We start from the raw sequence: 19,982 nt of genomic DNA, 5'->3' as shown, positions 1-19,982 counted from the left end.
TCTATTTATTATTTCTTACTCGTATCCTTTTGGCATTTGTCGCACGGGAAATTTCATTTCATAAGCTCTCCCCATTCGTAGTAATTGCGCTTCGGTAAACGGTTTACCAATAAAGGTAAGACTTATGGGCTCTCCACTAGGCTTATAACCCATTGGGACCGCTAATGCCGGATATTTTGCAACCGCGGCATAACCAGCATGATAATTATTAATTGACAGCACAGCATGAAGCTTATGTTCATTCATCGCCGAATCAAAAAATGCTCTTCCACTGTTCTCTAATCTTGCTTTTATTTCCTCCAAGCCTTCGTCTGTTGTAGTATCTTCTAAGACACCTTCGAACAACGCCTGCCCATATGGAATTCTAACTAAGGAATCTTCTTTGTTAAAGGCAACGGCATCTGCAATAGAGATAATTTTCACTTTTTCTTGATCTGAATATCTTTTTAAATAAGCCGGTAGGTCTTTCCTCATATCTATATTCAGAAGGCTCAAAAAACCGCTCATTTCAACCTCTGGAGGTGTAAACTCAATGATTTCCGCCCCTTCGGCACGTAATGCTTCCACTGTATTTTTATAGATACTATCGGTTTCCATTAATGACGAAATAGCCCCCAATCGCATTTCTGAAAATGATTCGGGGCTTAGGCCCGCCGATAAAATACCCGGAAAATCTTCATCGACAGATTTGGCATCAAAAGTATCGTACCCTAACATAGCCGACAACAAAATACCATTGTCCACTACATTTTTTGTCATTGGCCCCGGTGTGTCCAACGTACTTGAAATCGGCACTATTCCCGAACGGCTCAACAAACCGATCGTGGGCTTTAGGCCCACCACAGAATTTTGGCTACTTGGAGACAATATAGACCCAGAGGTTTCGGTACCTACCGCAGCTACGGCATAATTGGCGGCTACCGCCGTACCGCTTCCAGAACTGGAACCTCCAGTTTCAAAAACTTTTCTCCCGTACGGGTTCAATGTCTGTCCACCCACGGCACTATACCCGACAGGGCACTCACTACAAAGATAATAGGCCCATTCACTTAGGTTGACCTTTCCCAAGATCAAAGCACCATTTTCCTTTAATCTCTTAACAATAAAAGAATCATCCACCTCATTGTCCATTAAGGCAATACTACCGGCCGTAGTTTTCATGCCCTTTGTATTAATGTTGTCCTTTAATAAAATGGGCATCCCAAAAATAGGGTGTCTAATTTCCGGCAATCTTCCCACCCTCTTCTCCTCGTCCAATTTTCTGGCCAATTCTACCACATCTTCGTTCAACGCAATGACCGTATTCAAGGTTGTGCTATTGTCCAGTTCGTACTTATAGATTCTGTAGAGGTAAAAACGCACCAATTGCTCATACCCCAGGCGATTGTCTTCGATACTTTTACGGATAGAAAAAATGTTTTGCTCTAAAATCAACGGTTTTAAGGCTTCGTATTCATCTGGAGACATTTTAGAGACCTCATTGTACAACGGACGAAATACTTCATTTTTATCCAACACTTTGGATTGAATTAACTTGTACCTCATTCTTGCCTTCTCATGCTCGGCATTAGCAGCAATTTCTACAGAATCGTTATAAGGTTGCCAAAGTAGCGGTTCTTCATTTTTTACTACGTTCTTGCCTCCACATGAAAACACCATCAGAACTACCAATAATGCCAAGATTTTCTTCATACCCCAATTTTTATTTTACCCCAATATATTTTATAGAACTAACATAGAACATTACCGGAATAAACTACACAATTATCTCTGAAATATACTGTTTTTGGTGGTTTTAAATGTAAAATCATATTGATTATAGCCCATTATCGCATCAAAGCAATGATGCTATAATCTTATCGAAATAATAAGGAAAGAATCATCTACATATAGACAAATCATTGTCTGGACAGACAATACATCTATCTTTTTAAACCAATATGGCAGAAAGACGTATAGAAGTATAAACAAGAACTTAATTGTTCTTCTCTATTTATTAATATTAAAGAATGAATCTACAAATTCATATTTATTGAAGACCTGTAAATCTTCGATCCCCTCACCTACACCAATATATTTGACCGGAATTTGAAATTGGTCCGAGATACCGATAACGACCCCTCCTTTTGCGGTACCGTCCAATTTAGTAACCGCCAACGAAGTCACCTCTGTTGCTTTTGTAAACTGTTTTGCCTGTTCAAAGGCATTCTGACCTGTAGAACCATCCAATACCAACAATACCTCATGTGGCGTATCTTCTACAACTTTTCTCATCACCCTTTTCACCTTCGTCAGCTCGTTCATCAGGTTTACTTTATTGTGCAACCTACCAGCGGTATCGATAATTACGACATCTGCATCTTGCTTTACGGCAGAACTTAAGGTATCGAAAGCAACCGAAGCAGGATCGCTGCCCATTTGCTGTTTTATAATAGGTACATCTACACGATCTGCCCAGACCTGTAGTTGGTCTATGGCCGCCGCCCTAAAGGTATCGGCCGCACCCAAAACAACCTTAAGGCCTTGTTTCTTAAACTGATATGCCAACTTACCTATAGTAGTAGTCTTACCAACACCATTGACACCGACCACCATAATCACATAGGGTTTCTTGTCTTTTGGAATTTGAATCTCAGTATCGTTACCCGTATGGGTTTCAGATAGCAGACCTGCTATCTCTTCTCTTAATATACCATTTAACTCATCGGTACCCATGTATTTATCCTTGGCTACCCTTGCTTCTATTCTTTCTATAATCTTTAAGGTAGTATCAACCCCAACATCGGAGGTTACCAATACCTCCTCTAGATTATCCAATACATCGTCATCAACTTTAGACTTTCCTGCAACTGCTTTTCCTAGTTTGGAAAAAAAACTGGTCTTGGTCTTTTCCAGACCTTTATCCAACGTTTCTTTCTTATCAGAAGAAAATATTTTTTTAAATAAACTCATCGTAGTAATCTATAGTTGGTCAAATATAAAAAATTAAAAAGCCCCTTTCGTAAGAAAGAGGCTCAATTACTTTTCAAAAAAGTATTATTTTATTTTTTGGCCAACCAATCATTAACCATTTCTGGGGCCATAACAGCTTCAACAAAAACATAAGCACCACTTTTTGGTGACTTAACCATTTTAATGGCTTTTGTCAATCTTTTCGAACTTGTCTGTAAACTTGCTACCGTCTTCTTTGCCATGACCTAATTATTTTATTTCTTTATGTACTGTCATTCTCTTCAAGATAGGATTGAATTTTTTAATCTCTAATCTCTCTGGAGTATTTTTCTTGTTCTTAGTCGTAATATATCTGGAAGTACCAGGTTGTCCGGAATCTTTATGCTCCGTACACTCTAAAATTACTTGTATTCTGTTGCCTTTTTTTGCCATCGTAATCTATAATTTAAAGGTTACCTTACTTAACTAACCCTTTAGCTTTTGCATCTTTCAATACGGCAGAAATACCTTTTTTATTGATAATCTTCAAAGCCCTTGCAGAAACTTTCAATGTTACCCAACGGTCTTCTTCCGGAATGTAAAATCTTTTCTTGGAAAGATTTACATCAAATCTTCTTTTCGTCTTGTTGATGGAGAAGGAAACGTTGTTTCCAAACATCGCCCTCTTTCCGGTAATTTCACAAACTTTTGACATCGTGCCGATTTTTTCTTTTAAACAGGGTGCAAATTTATATCATTTTTATCATACAGCCAACATTCTACTTCACATTTTTAAAATTTCTTTTTGCAGCAACTCAAAAGCCTTGTTTACAGACTTTTGCACCACTCTTTCCCTTTGGGTGCCCATGCTGAATTTATTTACCACAACCCCGCTCGGCGATGCAATAGCAATATAGACAGTTCCGACATCTGCGTCCGAATCTCCTTTTGTAGGCCCTGCATTGCCCGTGGTGGCAATGGCAAAATCCGTTCTTAACAGTCGTTGTATCCCTTTCGCCATTTCTTCAGCCACTTGGGCACTTACCACCGAATACTTATCCACCAATTGCCGGGGGACGCCCAGTACGTTGATCTTTACTTCGGTAGCATAACTCACCACACTACCCTTAAAATATGCCGAGGCTCCCGGTATAGAGGTTATCTGCTCTGCAATTTTACCCCCCGTAAAACTTTCGGCCGTGGACAAGGTAAATCCCTTATAGGTCAACATTTTGGATATCTCATCCTCTATACCCTCATCATCTTCGGTACCGTGTATAATATTTCCTATCAAAGAAAATAATTTCTCGGTCTCACCTTCTACCGCTTTTATAATACTATCGTAATCGTTTCCTATGGCGGACAGCCTTAACCTTACCTTTCCGAAATTAGGAAGATAGGCCAACTTTATAAATTCAGGTAAGTTATCTTCCCATTCTTCTATCAACTCGGCAATGGCGCTCTCGCCCATCCCATACGTGGTAATGGTCTTATGAACGATATGGGGCCTGTCATAAAACTTACTTAGTTTAGGAATAACCGTTTCCTTTATCAGGTGTTTCATTTCAAAGGGAACACCGGGCAACGACACAAAGGTGGTACCTTCTTCATAGAACCACATGCCAGGCGCCGTACCATTGGCGTTGTGCAATACTTCGGCCTTACTGGGAACCCATGCTTGCCTTCTATTCAAATCGGAAATGGGCGTATTGGTTATATATTTGGCAAAAAGCTCCTCTACATGTGCGAGCACAGCCTTATCCTCTACCAAGGTGTCGTTGAAAAATTCGCAAAACGTATGTTTGGTTATATCATCTTTGGTAGGGCCCAACCCCCCTGTAACTATAACAATATCTGCCCGTGATCTCGCATCGGCCAATGATTGAAGAATATGCTCCCTATCATCTCTAATAGAGGTAATCTGACCAACCGAAATACCTATTTTATTAAGCTCTTTTGATATAAATGCAGAATTGGTATCCACAATTTGGCCAATGAGAATCTCATCGCCAATAGTAATAATTTCAGCGAACATTATACGTCGAAGTCGTTTTTAAGTTCACCGATAACCTGGTGTATGTCTTTTTTCAAGATAGGGAAAGTACTTTCTATCTGGTCCCAACCGGCACTTTTTTTCCCAAGTGTCTCTACCTCTAACGCGGCCGCACGTGTCTGCTCCATACCCAACAGGTCCACATTGGGCTTTATCTTATGCGCCAACTGATAAGTTCTTTCGTAATCCCTTTCTTTAATGGCCTCTTCCAGACTTTCCAAGTCCGCAGGAACCTCTTCTAAAAAAACAGAAATGACCGATAGAATAAAATCCTCATCCCCTTCCGCCATCTCGTTAATTTTGTCTAAACTATAAATCATTACTTTATTTTTACCTTAAAAAGTTCCTTGTTTTCGATACTACCTGAAAGATAATCATTTGGAGATACCTTTCCAACTCCCGCGGGTGTCCCCGTAAAAATTACATCCCCTTTTTTTAACATAAAGAATGTGGAAACATACGATATGATCTCATCTATTTTCCACAGCATCTGAGCCGTATTTCCAGATTGTACCACCTCGCCATTTTTCATCAAGTTAAAATTGAGGTCATTAAGATCTTTAAAAATAGTTTTGGGGAGCCATTCCCCTATTACCGCGGCACCATCAAAACCTTTGGCTTTCTCCCAGGGCAAGCCCTTCGCCTTAAGTTTCGATTGCAGATCCCTGGCCGTAAAATCTATTCCCAGCCCTACCTCATCGTAATAGGTTGCGGCAAACTCCTTTTTTATATGTTTTCCTACCCTTTTGATCTTTACCAAGACCTCTACCTCATAATGTACATCATCTGAAAATTCGGGAATATAAAAATCCTGTTCTTTTGGCAGTACCGCCGAGTCCGGTTTTATAAAAATTACAGGATCCTCGGGCCTTTCGTTATTGAGTTCTGAAATGTGATCTGCATAATTTCTACCTATACATATAATCTTCATTACTATGGTATTACTTTTTTGACAATTTTATACTAATGGCCGGCACCAAGTTCTCTCTATTGCCTTGTGCCTTTATCGCAAAATCCGACCACTCTCCCAAACCGTAGACCATGGTTCTATAATTTTGATTCTTTTGATAAACAGCAGCAAAGGTAGGCGCAAAATAATCTTCCAAAACCTTTTCTTTGGTAATGGCATGTTCGTAACCGACCGTATACCAATTATAGGGTAAAAAAAGCCACTCTAATCCTATATAGATACCTTCTTCTGGAATTTTTATTCCGAATGCCGACATATCGATACTAACAAACTCCTTATCCGGATCCGACTCCAACACCATACTTTTTCTCAACAAATCGTCCTTTGGCTTTTTTGTAACCTTATCTACGTTATACACACGAAGTCTAAATTTGGATTTTCTATTAAAATTGGCATTTTTCTGAACATAGATGGTCACTTTGTCCAAATATTTCTTCGCTGCGCCAATATTAGGAAAATACAAAGCCAACACCCAAGGTGTGGCCGCAGAGGTAAAACCGCTTTTTATACTATAGGAACTTATCGGGTTCAATACCTGCGAGTCACCTAAACTATGCGAAACTACAACCTCGTCCAATTCATAGGTATCCTCTATCATTCTTATTTCGCCCAGCTCTTTAATCTGTTTTGCCGACACAATGGTATCTTTAAAACCGAGAGAAGAAATATGTACTTTTTTATCCAAGAAAGATTCTGGAATATCCAAATAAAAGTACCCCTCTTCGTCACTAGAAGTTCCTTTCAAGGAATTTAAAAAACTAATATTCGCATAGGGTATAGGCTTATTACCCCCATTTTCAAAAACATGGCCTTCAAAAAGTACTTCTTGTCCCCTAACGGATCCAAATACCATAAACAGAAGCAAAAAGACCCGCATTTAACTTAATTTATTGTTCAATGCACTTAGTTTGATCTGGGTAAGTATTTTTTTTGTGTAAAGTGGAAAATCGGCATTCAACATCCAACCGAAATACCCCGGTTCCTTATCGAGCACATCTCGTACTTTTTTACCTTTATGTTTTCCGAAAGAGAATATCTCTTCTCCATCTTCGCCCATAGCGATGAACCCTGCAAAATCTACAAACTCTCTTCTTCTAGAAAATTCAGAAAGCTTTTTTATATTGTTTTCCAATTCTGGGTAACGGTCTAACTGTGACAACAAAACCTCATAAGTGGCCGTTGTATCAGCTTCTGCGCTGTGCGCATTGTCTAGGTTCTTGTCGCAATAAAATTTATAGGCCGCCTCTAACGTTCGTTTTTCCATTTTATGGAAAATAGTTTGAACGTCTACCGATACGGTATTTTTCATATCAAAATCGATACCGGCCCTTAAAAGTTCTTCCGCCAATAATGGAATATCGAAACGATCAGAGTTGAAGCCCCCTAGATCGCTGTCCTTTATCATGTTATAAACTTCTTTTGAAAGTTGTTTAAAGGTTGGCTCATTGGCCACCTTCTCATTAGAGATACCATGAATGGCAACAACCTCTTCCGGTATAACCATTTCAGGATTTACCAACCACGTCTTACTCTCTTTATTACCATTAGGAAATATCTTTAAGATAGAAATCTCCACAATTCTATCTTTGGCGACATTCGTGCCCGTTGTTTCTAGATCAAAAAAACAAATAGGTCTGGTAAGTTTTAATTCCATTGTTAAGGGCTTTTGGCAAAGATAGTTTTTAGATGGTCTTAAGAAAATGAAACCATCGATTATTCATAAAGAACAAAATACGTTTATATTTCCCTATCCACATCCCAGGCTTCCAAATAATCTGCCACCGCCTTTGCAAACATACTACCCAAGGCACCGTTGACCACTCTATGGTCATAACTATGCGACAAATACATTTTATTACGGATTCCTATAAAATCACCTTCTTTTGTCTCTATAACCGCCGGAACTTTTCTAATGGCCCCCAGCGCCATAATACCAACTTGCGGCTGATTAATGATCGGGGTACCAAAAACACTTCCAAAAGTACCTACATTGGTAACCGTATAGGTACCATCTTGTACCTCATCTGGCTTTAAGGCGTTGTTTCTAGAACGGTGCGCCAAATCATTTACCACTTTTGCCATGCCTACCAAGTTTAACTGGTCCGCATTTTTTATTACCGGCACAATAAGGTTGCCATCCGGAAGTGCGGCGGCCATACCGATATTTATATTCTTTTTCTTTATTACCGTATCGCCATCCACCGAAATATTCATCATCGGATATTTCTTTAGGGCTTTGGCCACAGCTTCCATAAAAATAGGAGTAAAAGTTAATTTTTCGCCTTCTTGCTTTTCAAAGGCCACCTTCATTTTATTGCGCCAGTTTACAATATTGGTTACATCAACCTCTATAAAACTTTGAACGTGCGCAGAAGTCGATACACTCTCCGACATGTGCTTCGCTATAAGTTTTCCCATTCTGGACATCGGAATAACCTCATCACCGGACGCTACCTTCACAGGAGCCTTTTCTTTAACTACAGCAGTAGCAGGTACGGAAACTTCTTTAGCCACAGGTGTTACAGGCGCCGTATCTTTTTTCTGATCAGGTGCAACGCTTGCAACACTACCATTTTTTCTAGCCTCTACATATGCCAATATATCGTTCTTGGTAACCCTTCCTTCTTTACCGCTACCGGTAATAGACTCCAACTCGGCAAAAGAAATACCCTCTTGTTTTGCAATATTCTTTACCAATGGAGAATAAAATCGTTCTGAATTTGAATAATCCGGTATGGGACTCCCTACAGTATCCTTCGCCGATACCAAGGCTTGTTCGGCGGCCGCTACCATTTCTTCCTCTTCATAATTATCGGCACTATCCGAAGTGGTATCGGTAGTTTCCACTTCACCTTCTACCTCTATAACCGCCACAACGTCCCCTACTTTGACCACGTCGTCTACTTCATAGCACTTTTCCACCAAAACCCCATCAACTTCGCTGGGTACTTCACTATCTACCTTATCCGTTGCAATTTCAAAAACCGCTTCGTCCATTTCTATAGTATCGCCAACTTCTTTTAACCAAGAGGTCAATGTCGCCTCTGCAACGCTCTCTCCCATTCTTGGTAATTTCAATTCAAATTTTGCCATATCAATAATATAAATCCCTTTTTGAATATGTTTTTTGCAAAAATAACAAAATATGAAGCTCTTTGTTGTTTTTGCAACAATATTACATTTTTCAATTTTTATTCAAGGACCCTTCAAAAGGAATCCTGTTCAATATACTTCTGCCCAAGGTTACCTCATCGGCATACTCCAATTCGTCCCCCACTGCTATACCTCTTGCAATGGTAGATGTCCTCACCTCAAACCCCTCTATCTGCTTAAATATATAAAAGTTGGTCGTGTCCCCTTCCATTGTGGAACTTAACGCAAAAATAAGCTCTTTAATTGTTCCCTTTTTTACCTTATCTACTAGAGAAGCTATCTTTAAGTCTTGTGGCCCCATACCTTCCATCGGTGATATTTTTCCCCCAAGTACATGGTACAACCCCCGATACTGTCCTGTATTCTCTATTGCCATTACATCACGTATATCCTCGACCACACAGACCAGTTCACTATCTCTTTTCGGGTTTGCGCAAATTTCACAGAGGACGGTATCTGAAATATTATGACAATTTTCACAAAACCGAACAGTACTTCTGAGCTTTAGCAGGGCATTGGACAATTCTTCGGTTTGCCGCTCTGGCTGTTTTAACATATGAAGCACTAAGCGTAGCGCTGTCCGCTTACCTATACCAGGCAATTGCGACATTTCATGAACCGCATTTTCTAATAATTTTGAAGAAAAATCCATTCAGATAAGTTTAGGGTAAAATTACACACTATTTTTGCTTTTTGTACTTTGCCCTTAAATTATTTACGATGACTGCTTTTCACATACTGCTATTAATCGGTGGTTATTTTATTGTACTCTTGCTAATCTCCTATTTTACAGGAAAGAACGATTCTAACGAAGATTTTTTTAAGGCAGGAAAGCAATCGCCCTGGTATTTAGTAGCCTTTGGCATGGTAGGGGCCTCTCTCTCTGGGGTAACTTTTATATCCGTCCCCGGTTGGGTAGATGCATCGCAATTTAGTTACATGCAAGTGGTTTTCGGATATTTTCTGGGATACTTGGTAACGGCCTATGTTCTCTTGCCAATTTATTACAAGCAAAATGTTACTTCTATTTATGAATACCTAGATACACGTTTCGGGTTTGTAAGTTACAAAGTAGGTGCCATATCTTTTTTCGTATCAAGGGTTTTGGGTGCCGCTTTCCGATTATTTTTAGTAGCCATTGTTTTACAGCAGTTTGTTTTCGACAGTTGGAACGTACCTTTTGAGATTACCGTTATTCTTTCGATACTATTAATATGGATATACACTTTTAAAGGAGGCATAAAAACCATTGTTTGGACAGATACCTTACAAACGTTATTTATGTTGGTCTCGGTAGGATTGTCTATTTATTTTATACTGAACAAACTAGAATGGACCATGGGAGATTTTCTTGGATCCACTGAACTGTCCAAATACAGCAAAACCTTTTTTACCGGAGATTTTTTTGCTAAAAACCACCTACTAAAATCTTTTTTGGGAGGCATGTTCGTAACCATTTGCATGACCGGTCTGGATCAAGATATGATGCAAAAGAACCTTACCTGTAAAAACCTAAAGGATGCTCAAAAAAACATGGTCTCCTTTAGTTTTGTGCTTGTGTTCGTGACCTTTGTTTTTATGTTATTGGGAGCTCTTCTGTTTATTTATGCAGAAAAATATCAAATAGCAACGCCTTTAATGGACGGTAGCCCAAAATCTGATTTATTGTTCCCGGAAATCGCGCTTAACAGTGGTTTGGGCATTACGGTCGCCATTACATTTATGTTAGGTCTTATCGCCGCCGCATACAGTAGTGCCGATAGTGCGCTTACTTCTTTGACCACCTCTTTTTGCGTAGATTTTTTGGGGACGGCCAAAAAAAGTGAGATCGCAGCAAAGAAAATACGCCGCAAGACCCACATTGGTATGAGCATATTACTGATTATTGTAGTTATAAGCTTTAAATACGTATTGGACAGAAATGTCATAGACGGCCTTTTAACAGTCGCCTCATATACGTACGGTCCGTTGTTAGGTCTTTTTTCTTTTGGAATTTTTACCAAGTACCAAATAAAGGACAAATATGTTTGGATGGTGGCCCTTGCATCGGTCTTGATTGTTTTGACACTTGCAAAAATACCCCCAGAACTATTGTCCGGATATCAATTTGGATATGAGCTGTTACCTTTAAACGGACTTATTACATTTATTGGGCTATGGTTAATTCGAGACAAAAAAACGACGTTGTCCACCAACAACCAAACCCTATAAAAAATCAGTATTGCCCGGTAGCCAATAAAACCAGTGTACACGCAATTTCTACCTTAATGCCCCTCTCCCTTAGCAATTTATAAAATTCCGGGTTTTCGGTTCCGGGGTTAAAAATAACCCGTTTCGGTTGCAGGTCCATTATAACGTCGTAATACTGTTTCTGCCGTAATGGGTTTAGGTATAATGTTATTGTGTGAATATCTTGGAATTCGTTTAAATTGGTCTTAACTTGCACGCCCCCGACGTCTCCGGTTTTAATACCAAAAGCTTGGGTCTCTATTTCGTTACGTAGAAGTTTATGTATTACCAAGTTACTGTAACGGTCTGTTTTTAGGGATGCTCCGAAAACAAGAGTCTTTTTCATTTTATTAATAAGTTGTTAAATTTTACTGATTCTGTAACATTTTAAAAAAAAAACGTCTTTATATAGACGTAAGAATTAGTAATAAGATTATTTTTAACGCGTTAAAAGCATAAATAAAGTTGATATCGCTATATATTTATAGTTAATGGTTAGTGTTTAGTATAGCTTATCAGCAAGGAACCCAGACATATGTCTGGGTTCTGCTTTTTATATACGCTACAATAATTGCCTACAGAAACACGCAGCAAAAAATTAAGGTCTTTACTTACCAACGAATAATTACACTACCCCATGTAAATCCACTGCCAAAGGCCGCCAATACCACCAAGTCGCCATCTTTTACCTTACCCGACTCCCATGCTTCGGTAAGGGCAATTGGAATAGATGCAGCTGTGGTATTACCATACTTCATAATATTGTTAAACACCTGATCGTTGCCCAAACCAAACTTATTCTGAATAAACTGGGAGATCCTCAAGTTTGCTTGGTGGGGCACCAGTAGATCAATATCCTCTGGTTTTAAGCTATTCTTTTTTAACCCTTCCATAATCACCTCACTGAAACGCACTACCGCATTCTTGAATACGAATTGCCCGTTCATATGCGGATAATATGATTCGTCATTGGGGTCGTTGTCCTCAATAATATCGGTCACCCATCTTTTGCCCATGCCCGGAGCGATCAAAGACAGCTCTTCCGCATGTTGCCCTTCAGAATGTAAATGCGAAGAAAGCATTCCTTTCCCCTTGTCTTCCGATCTACTTAAAACGGCAGCTCCGGCGCCATCACCAAAAATGACCGAAACTCCCCTTCCCCTTGTAGTCATATCCAAACCGTGCGAATGCAGTTCAGAACCGATTACAAGAACATTTTTATACATTCCACTTTTTATAAATTGGTCCGCAACCGAAAGCGCGTATATAAAACCTGAACACTGGTTTCTTACATCTAAGGCACCTACGGTCTTTATTCCCAAATCTCTCTGTACCAAAACCCCGGGACCAGGAAAATAATAATCCGGACTTAATGTAGCAAATACGATAAAATCTATATCGTCTTTATCTATTTTTGCCCTCTCAATTGCAATTTTAGCTGCTTTTACCCCCATTGTAGTGGTGGTATCCCCATCTCCCCTAACGACATGCCTTCTTTCTTTTATACCCGTTCTCTCTTGAATCCAAGCATCATTGGTATCCATGATTTTAGACAGATCATCGTTGGTGATTACATTTTCCGGTACATAATATCCTAACCCGGTTATTTTTGAATTGTACATATGATAAATTTTGCACTAGTATTGACATAGAACTAGCAATGCAATATAACAACAATTACTAAATCATCACTTTTTTTGTGATAAACTAGTTGGTTCACTATATGGTTTCATATAATCATAAATTGCCATTTTTTCTTCTATCAAAACACACAAAAAACAACTATACCACAATAACTGAAAAAACGCGCTTTCTATGAAAAACGCGTTTTTAAACAACCTAACCTAATAAATAACAAAACGTGATTACAGTAAGAACTTTCTCATAGCATTTCTTCCCAATCACAGCTTAATATACAAATTGTTTAACTTTATAACAAAAAAATTAAACAATAATTATGTTAAACTTTCAAATCAACTATGTGTCAGTTTGTCACTGATATACATTATGGTACTTTTTTTGCCAATCATCGGTTAGAATTAATTAATATAAAAAACATATAAAATGGCTACAGGTAAAATAAATGTTTCGGTAGACAATATATTTCCATTAATAAAGAAATTCTTGTATAGCGATCATGAAATTTTTCTAAGGGAATTGATTTCGAATGCAACGGATGCCACTCTTAAACTAAAGCATTTGACCTCTATAGGCGAAGCCAAGGTAGAGTATGGCAACCCTATTATCGAGGTTAAGGTAGATAAAGAAGGAAAAAAACTTCATGTCATAGACCAAGGGTTGGGTATGACAGAAGAAGAAGTAAAAAAGTACATCAACGAAGTGGCATTCTCGGGTGCCGAAGAGTTTTTGAACAAATACGAAGACTCTGCCAAAGATGCAGGTATCATAGGCCATTTTGGTCTTGGTTTCTACTCTGCCTTTATGGTAGCGGACAAAGTAGAAATTATTACCAAAAGTTTTAAAGACGAGCCAGCCGTTCATTGGTCTTGCGACGGTTCTCCTAATTTTAGTCTAGAGGCTTCAGACAAAAAAGAACGTGGAACAGAAATTATTCTACACATTGCCGATGATTCTACCGAGTTTTTAGAAGACCATAGAATAAGCGAGCTGCTAAGAAAGTACAACAAGTTTATGCCGGTACCCATAAAATTCGGCACTAAAACAGAAACGCTACCAAAACCTGAAGGAGCAAAAGAAGAAGACCCTGCACCTACCAAAGAGGTAGACAACATAATTAACAACCCTAACCCTGCATGGACCAAACAGCCAGCAGACCTAAAAGATGAAGATTATAAATCTTTCTACAGGGAATTGTACCCAATGCAGTTTGATGAACCTTTGTTCCATATTCACCTAAATGTCGATTATCCTTTTAACTTAACCGGTATTTTATACTTTCCAAAACTTACCAATGACCTGAATATTCAGAAGGATAAAATACAACTATATCAAAATCAGGTTTTTGTTACCGATAACGTTGAGGGTATTGTTCCTGAATTCTTGACCATGTTACGTGGTGTTATCGATTCTCCCGACATTCCCCTAAATGTTTCAAGATCATACTTACAGGCAGACGGTGCGGTAAAGAAAATTTCTTCTTACATCACCAGAAAGGTTGCCGATAAACTAAGTTCGCTGTTCAAGAACAACCGTGAAGATTTTGAATCTAAATGGAACGATATCAAAATCGTTATTGAATACGGAATGCTATCCGAAGATAAGTTCTTTGAAAAAGCGGACAAATTTGCATTGTACCCTACGGTAGACGGTACCTACTATACTTTTGAGGAACTGCAAGAAAAGATTAAAGAAAACCAGACCGACAAAGATGACAAATTGGTTATTCTTTATGCATCGGACAAAGAAGCCCAGCATAGTTATATAGCGGCCGCAAAAGATAAGGGATACGAAGTTCTGCTATTGGACTCCCCTATCATCAGTCATTTGATGCAAAAACTGGAAACCTCAAAAGAGAAAATATCTTTTGCAAGGGTAGATGCGGACCATATTGACAAATTAATACAAAAAGAAGATACGCAGATTTCTAAATTATCCGACGAGGAGAAAGAAAAACTAAAGGCGGATCTAGAAGCTGTTTTTGGCGAAAAAAGCAATTATACCGTACAATTGGAAGCAATGGACAGCGATGCCTCGCCGTTTATTATCACAGAACCGGAATTTATGCGAAGAATGAAAGAAATGCAGCAAACCGGTGGCGGTGGTATGTTCGGTATGGGCAATATGCCAGAGATGTACAACCTGATCGTAAATACCAACCATGAGTTGGTTAGTGAAATTCTTAACACAAAAACCGCAAAGAAAAAAGAACGATTGATCAATCAATCGTTAGATCTTGCTAAACTCTCTAAAGGCCTTTTAAAAGGTGCCGAATTAACAGAGTTTATTAAACGTAGTTACGACATGGTCAAATAAACCATTATATCAAGAACCAAAAAAGCCGTTTCAAAATGAAACGGCTTTTTTATTTTAAATACTATGAAGATTACCAGTATATAGGTCCTGTTCCCAAATATTTTTCAGCAATAGGTCTATAATAATCCATTACCTCTTGCAGGTCATATATTTTCTGACTTTTAGTATACAGATCATATTTATTAAAATCTCTTATGATCTGTAAATACTCTTTGTCTTTCTCATTTAAAAGTTCTGAGTAACTTCCTCCTGTATGCCAAGGATAAAAAGAATGGTACCTAATCATTACCATGGCCTCTTCGGGAAGCGTATTATCTTTATGGTTACTTAAAACCTGATACAGGTATTCATCATGGCCCCAAGCCAATTCAAGGTTATCTAAACCACACCCTTCTTCATAAATACCTGTTGGGGTATTATAACGTTCATCTTTCATATCGGCATTTAGCTCATTAAATTCAGGATAAACACATGTATTCGGCAACGCACATCCTACTACAAAAACATCACCTACCATTCCCCATTGTTCGGCTTGGCTGGTACCATCTTCATCATTGCCCCACATGAACATTATTTTTCCCAGATCGTGGATCAAACCTGTCAATTGCATCCAATCAGGTCTGCCATCGGCCCTTATTGCTTCTGCACTTTGTATCAAATGCTGCACGTTGGGCAAATCTAGGTCAGGATCGCTTACATCTATTAAACTGTTTAAATGCCGCATAGCTTCCCACAAATCCATTGGCTTATCGAACGTCAAATACTTTTTATGCATTCTTTGTACATAATCATAGGTTTGGTTCTTCCTCATTTTTCTGTAATGCTCTTTTACGGCCGCAGAAACATCGGGAGCATCATAATTTCTAAACGTTTTTTCCTCCATCACAATCTATTGGTTCTTAATTCTATTCTAAATAAATTTATGCTTAAATATTGAAATAGTAAACTATAACACATTGAATTTCAAATATTTCCTAACCAAACATACAATACGATAGTAAATAGCACCAAAAAGAGGCTAAAAGGTTTGGCATACGCCCAAGGTTTTAGGTTTATGACCTCGGCGTTTTTTATCTTAAATTTTTCTGTATTTGGTTTAACCATTGATGCCAAGTACATTACCAAGAGGTTTAGAACGAACTCTATTCCCCAAATGTGAACAAAATGTATATCCACTTTTATAAAATAGTACATGATCACATAAAAGAACAGCCCAAATACAAGACCTACTTTGGCCCCAAAAGCTGAAATTTTCGGAAAAAGAAAACCTGCAGAAATAACGCTGGCGATGGGTATAAAGAAAATACCGTTCAATTGTTGCAGAAGTTGGTATAGCCCGTCTGGCGCATTTGCCACAAAAGGTGCAATGCCTATTGCAAAAACGGCCAATAACAACGATGTCCATTTACCAATTTTCACCAGCTTACGATCAGCTGCATCTTTATGTATATATCTTTTATAGATACCTAGGCTAAAAACGGTGGCCGCACTATTAAGGGCACTATTGAACGTACTTAAAATAGCCCCCATCATTACGGCTACAAAGAACCCCGTTAACCATAAAGGCATTACCTTTTTCACCAACTCGGGATAAACGCTATCCGGGTTATCATATAGTGATTCTCCAAAGTAATAAAAACCTATAAGCCCGGGCAACACAATAATCAATGGTACTAGAATTTTCAATAGCCCCGTATACAACAACCCTTTTTGCGCTTCTTTTAGGTTTACCGCCCCCAATACCCTTTGTATTATGGATTGATGCATGGTCCAAAAATAAATTTGATTCACCATAAGCCCCGTAAACAACACCTCAAAAGGTAATATAGAGGAACGTGCGCCATCACCAATACCTGGTTCATTACTAATTACATTGAACTTTTCAGGACTGTTATCAAAAACTTCGCCCAAACCCTGAAACAAGTTTCCATCCCCAATGCTCAAAAGTGCTATAATCGGAACGAGAAGACCGGCAACAAGAAGACCAAACCCATTAATAGTGTCCGTATATGCCACCATTTTCAACCCTCCAAAAATAGCATAGATGGCACCGATGCTTCCTACTATTAAAATGGTGATCCAGATTCCTTGATCATGGCTTACCTTCAACAGCTCCGATATTTCAAAAATAGCTTCTATGTTTAGGGCTCCCGTGTATAGAACAATAGGTAATAAAGTAGCGACAAAAGATATGATCAATAGCAGGGCCACCAAGGTTCTGGTAAGTCCATCGAACCGTTTCTCTAAAAATTCAGGTATCGTGGTCAGCCCCATTTTAAGATATCTGGGCGCCAAATACAAGGCTCCGACAACCAAGGCCAAAGCAGATGTAACCTCCCATGCTATAATAATGGCCCCGTTACGATAAGAAGAACCGTTCATACCTACCAAATGCTCGGTAGAAATGTTGGTCAACAACAAAGATCCGGCAATAACGATACCAGTTAAAGAGCGCCCCCCTAGAAAATAACCATCTTTGGTGTTCAGCTTATCCTTTCGAAGTTTATACGTGGCATAAAATGCTACAAAACCAGTAAAAAGCAAAAATGATACAAATAACATTTATTTAGATAAAGTGAAAAAATATTAGCTAAACCCTAGGTCAGGTTTTATTAACTATGACCGGTATTCATCTCCTAATGTCGTGTTTCTTTTACACTTTAGCAAAATATCTGACTAACAATTAAATACCATCATAATTTCGAACAGAACATTCTGTTTTAGACAAAGAGGTTACTTGAACGTATTGTTTTTGGTGTAAAAGGATTGAACATAACCTGTAAACATGCGAACAATCAAATACCAAAACAGGGATTAATGGCCGTGTTTTTCTATCTTCACGATATGAAGGTTATTTCTACGAATATTAGTCTTGCCCCTAGAAGTTTTACATGGAACGGAGTCGAAGAAAAAACAGGTATTTATAAATCGCCGACAACTAAAGGTCTTTTTTTGGGAAAGACCGATGTCAAGGACGATACGGTTATAGACCGTAAGCATCACGCAGGTATTCATAAAGCTTGTTATCTTTTTTCGTCCGGGCAATATCCTTTCTGGAGAAACAAATATCCAGACCTTGAGTGGGAATGGGGCATGTTCGGTGAAAACCTTACCATTGAAGGTTTGGACGAAGCAAAAATCAAGATCGGTAACATCTATCGTATCGGAAAGGCGTTGGTTCAGGTATCTCAACCTCGGGAACCCTGTTATAAATTAGGCGTAAGGTTTGGCACACAAAGTATAATCAAAGAGTTTATATCACATAACCACCCGGGCACCTATGTCAAAATAATTGAAGAAGGCGCAGTCTTTAGCGGAGATTGTTTAAAGTTAATAGAGGAATCTAACAACGCTCTTACCGTACAGCAATTTTACGAATTGATCTTCATGAAAGAAAAGCCCCAAGAACTACTTAAACTATTTATGGAAAACGAATCGGTTCCGCAGTATAAAAAAGACCGATTTCTTAAATACGTACAATGAAACTGTTCTACCCATGGCATTTGTACCTAATGGGAGGAATGTACGTTTTAGCAGGTTTAATGCATTTTATAAAACCTAAAATGTATATGAGAATTATGCCCAACTATCTACCTTATCATAAAACTCTGGTATATTTAAGCGGGCTTTCTGAGATACTATTGGGAATGGGCGTTTGTTTTTCAATAACAAAAAACCTTTCTATCTATGGCTTAATCGTAATGTTGATACTTTTTCTTTTGGTGCACTTTTACATGTTAAGCGGAAAAAAGGCAGCTGCAGGAATACCTAAGTGGTTGTTGGTTCTAAGGCTTCCTTTGCAGTTTCTCCTCATATACTGGGCCTACCAATACCTTGATATATAAAAATAAAAAAGGAGGCTCTCCAGCCTCCTTTAATGAAATTAACTTAAATCAACTTAATTAACAACAAATTGTTCAGTGTAGGTATTTGCATTATCGGCAACAACTACAGTATAATTTCCGGCATAAGCTCCGGCGAAATTGAAAGCTTTTTCAACGATTACCTTGTCAGCAACAGTTTCAGAAAATACAAGTCTATCGTCTTCATCATATACCTTTAAAGAGATTTCAGATTTGTTCAGGTTCAAGAAGTTTACAAAGATCCTGTCCTCTGTTTTTCTGAAAAATGGCTTTACAGCCTCACTTGAATCTATAATTTTTACTTGGCCATCAGTTAAAACGATAGTGTAGTAATATTGCTTTAATCCGTCTTCAGTAGACAAATAGTAATTACCATCTTTTAAACCTTCTAAATTCAGTTTTTTACTAAAACGGCCATTTGATAATTTCTCTGTATAAATTACATGAGAATCTGCATCCATTAATTTCACTTTAACACCTTGCGACGATGCATCTAAGGTCAAAAGCACACTTTTTGCTCTACCTAAGGATACTAAGTCCAATTTTGGCTCTTTTGCCATGCCTGCTACTGTAGCGAACATAAAGGCAACAACGGTTGTAATTTTTACTAGTTTTTTCATGATAAATTACTTTAAAGGATTAATGAATAATTTACACTACAAACATACCCTCGTATTACTTGCTCCACTACATCATACTTCCCCTATTTATGTGCTATTTTAACCAACTTAACACTTACTAAATAGCTTATGGTTAATATTCCACATATTTAGGTTAATTTTGCAAAGCAACCCTATTTATGGGTTGTCTAATTTTACATAAGCAAACA

21 protein-coding genes are annotated in these 19,982 nt (G+C 38.3%); 4 read left to right on the top strand and 17 right to left on the bottom strand.

Annotation, left to right across the window (positions count from 1 at the left end; translation table 11 throughout):
* Positions 1-15: 15 nt before the first annotated feature.
* The 12 genes from J8L85_RS08405 to recR all read right to left on the bottom strand — a co-directional run bounded on the left by J8L85_RS08405 (position 16) and on the right by recR (position 9,759).
* Positions 16-1,692 (bottom strand): amidase family protein, encoded by a 1,677-nt coding sequence (locus tag J8L85_RS08405; RefSeq protein WP_211016418.1) that lies wholly within the window; start codon positions 1,690-1,692, stop codon positions 16-18.
* 297 nt (positions 1,693-1,989) lie between these two features.
* A complete protein-coding gene (gene ftsY / locus J8L85_RS08400) occupies positions 1,990-2,952 on the bottom strand; it encodes a signal recognition particle-docking protein FtsY (RefSeq protein WP_211016416.1) in 963 nt (320 codons plus the stop codon).
* Between the two features lie 89 nt (positions 2,953-3,041).
* On the bottom strand, positions 3,042-3,194 hold the full coding sequence (locus J8L85_RS08395; RefSeq protein ID WP_084696355.1) for a DUF4295 domain-containing protein: 153 nt from the start codon (positions 3,192-3,194) through the stop codon (positions 3,042-3,044).
* A 7-nt stretch (positions 3,195-3,201) separates the two neighbouring features.
* A complete protein-coding gene (gene rpmG, locus J8L85_RS08390) occupies positions 3,202-3,384 on the bottom strand; it encodes a 50S ribosomal protein L33 (protein WP_047244748.1) in 183 nt (60 codons plus the stop codon).
* A 25-nt stretch (positions 3,385-3,409) separates the two neighbouring features.
* Positions 3,410-3,646 carry a 50S ribosomal protein L28 gene (gene rpmB / locus J8L85_RS08385; RefSeq protein WP_047244747.1) on the bottom strand — a complete coding sequence of 79 codons (237 nt, stop codon included), beginning with the start codon at positions 3,644-3,646 and terminating at the stop codon, positions 3,410-3,412.
* Between the two features lie 69 nt (positions 3,647-3,715).
* Positions 3,716-4,966: a competence/damage-inducible protein A gene (locus J8L85_RS08380; RefSeq protein WP_211016413.1), complete on the bottom strand. Its 1,251-nt coding sequence runs from the start codon at positions 4,964-4,966 to the stop codon at positions 3,716-3,718.
* A complete protein-coding gene (locus J8L85_RS08375; RefSeq protein WP_211016411.1) occupies positions 4,966-5,304 on the bottom strand; it encodes an Hpt domain-containing protein in 339 nt (112 codons plus the stop codon). The genes J8L85_RS08380 and J8L85_RS08375 overlap by 1 nt, the downstream gene beginning before the upstream one ends.
* Positions 5,304-5,915 (bottom strand): fumarylacetoacetate hydrolase family protein, encoded by a 612-nt coding sequence (locus J8L85_RS08370; protein ID WP_211016409.1) that lies wholly within the window; start codon positions 5,913-5,915, stop codon positions 5,304-5,306. Before J8L85_RS08370 ends, J8L85_RS08375 begins: the two co-directional genes overlap by 1 nt.
* Before the next feature lie 10 nt (positions 5,916-5,925).
* Positions 5,926-6,831: a carboxypeptidase-like regulatory domain-containing protein gene (locus tag J8L85_RS08365; RefSeq protein ID WP_211016407.1), complete on the bottom strand. Its 906-nt coding sequence runs from the start codon at positions 6,829-6,831 to the stop codon at positions 5,926-5,928.
* Entirely contained in the window at positions 6,832-7,608 is a 777-nt protein-coding gene (locus J8L85_RS08360; RefSeq protein ID WP_211016405.1) for a 3'-5' exonuclease, read from the bottom strand.
* An 83-nt stretch (positions 7,609-7,691) separates the two neighbouring features.
* On the bottom strand, positions 7,692-9,047 hold the full coding sequence (locus J8L85_RS08355) for a dihydrolipoamide acetyltransferase family protein (RefSeq protein WP_211016403.1): 1,356 nt from the start codon (positions 9,045-9,047) through the stop codon (positions 7,692-7,694).
* A 91-nt stretch (positions 9,048-9,138) separates the two neighbouring features.
* Positions 9,139-9,759, bottom strand: coding sequence for a recombination mediator RecR (gene recR, locus J8L85_RS08350; RefSeq protein ID WP_211016401.1), 621 nt, complete (start codon positions 9,757-9,759; stop codon positions 9,139-9,141).
* 68 nt (positions 9,760-9,827) lie between these two features.
* Here recR and J8L85_RS08345 point away from each other — a divergent pair, with 68 nt between their 5' ends.
* Positions 9,828-11,318 carry a sodium:solute symporter gene (locus J8L85_RS08345; RefSeq protein WP_211016399.1) on the top strand — a complete coding sequence of 497 codons (1,491 nt, stop codon included), beginning with the start codon at positions 9,828-9,830 and terminating at the stop codon, positions 11,316-11,318.
* Positions 11,319-11,322: 4 nt separating this feature from the next.
* Here J8L85_RS08345 and J8L85_RS08340 read toward each other — a convergent pair whose 3' ends face one another.
* Together J8L85_RS08340 and J8L85_RS08335 are read right to left on the bottom strand one after the other, a co-directional pair.
* On the bottom strand, positions 11,323-11,682 hold the full coding sequence (locus J8L85_RS08340; RefSeq protein WP_211016397.1) for a CoA-binding protein: 360 nt from the start codon (positions 11,680-11,682) through the stop codon (positions 11,323-11,325).
* Between the two features lie 265 nt (positions 11,683-11,947).
* Positions 11,948-12,958 carry a beta-ketoacyl-ACP synthase III gene (locus J8L85_RS08335; RefSeq protein WP_211016395.1) on the bottom strand — a complete coding sequence of 337 codons (1,011 nt, stop codon included), beginning with the start codon at positions 12,956-12,958 and terminating at the stop codon, positions 11,948-11,950.
* A gap of 442 nt (positions 12,959-13,400) precedes the next feature.
* On the opposite strand from J8L85_RS08335, the gene htpG reads away from it, so the two are divergent.
* Entirely contained in the window at positions 13,401-15,290 is a 1,890-nt protein-coding gene (htpG, locus tag J8L85_RS08330) for a molecular chaperone HtpG (RefSeq protein ID WP_211016394.1), read from the top strand.
* A 70-nt stretch (positions 15,291-15,360) separates the two neighbouring features.
* Here htpG and J8L85_RS08325 read toward each other — a convergent pair whose 3' ends face one another.
* Together J8L85_RS08325 and J8L85_RS08320 are read right to left on the bottom strand one after the other, a co-directional pair.
* Entirely contained in the window at positions 15,361-16,173 is an 813-nt protein-coding gene (locus J8L85_RS08325; RefSeq protein ID WP_211016392.1) for an inositol oxygenase family protein, read from the bottom strand.
* An 80-nt stretch (positions 16,174-16,253) separates the two neighbouring features.
* Positions 16,254-17,852 carry a solute:sodium symporter family transporter gene (locus J8L85_RS08320; RefSeq protein WP_211016390.1) on the bottom strand — a complete coding sequence of 533 codons (1,599 nt, stop codon included), beginning with the start codon at positions 17,850-17,852 and terminating at the stop codon, positions 16,254-16,256.
* Positions 17,853-18,107: 255 nt separating this feature from the next.
* Between J8L85_RS08320 and J8L85_RS08315 the strand changes: the two genes are divergently transcribed.
* Together J8L85_RS08315 and J8L85_RS08310 are read left to right on the top strand one after the other, a co-directional pair.
* Positions 18,108-18,773 (top strand): MOSC domain-containing protein, encoded by a 666-nt coding sequence (locus tag J8L85_RS08315; protein ID WP_247656614.1) that lies wholly within the window; start codon positions 18,108-18,110, stop codon positions 18,771-18,773.
* 2 nt (positions 18,774-18,775) lie between these two features.
* Positions 18,776-19,135, top strand: a complete 360-nt coding sequence (locus J8L85_RS08310; protein WP_211018204.1) for a hypothetical protein — start codon at positions 18,776-18,778, stop codon at positions 19,133-19,135.
* Positions 19,136-19,188: 53 nt separating this feature from the next.
* Here J8L85_RS08310 and J8L85_RS08305 read toward each other — a convergent pair whose 3' ends face one another.
* Positions 19,189-19,773, bottom strand: coding sequence for a hypothetical protein (locus tag J8L85_RS08305; RefSeq protein ID WP_211016389.1), 585 nt, complete (start codon positions 19,771-19,773; stop codon positions 19,189-19,191).
* Positions 19,774-19,982 lie beyond the last annotated feature (209 nt).

It is taken from the genome of Maribacter sp. MMG018, assembly GCF_018100785.1.
Classification (GTDB): Bacteria; Bacteroidota; Bacteroidia; order Flavobacteriales; family Flavobacteriaceae; genus Maribacter.
The sequence above is the reverse complement of the archived record's forward strand: the minus strand, read 5'-3'. Positions and strand labels throughout refer to the sequence as shown.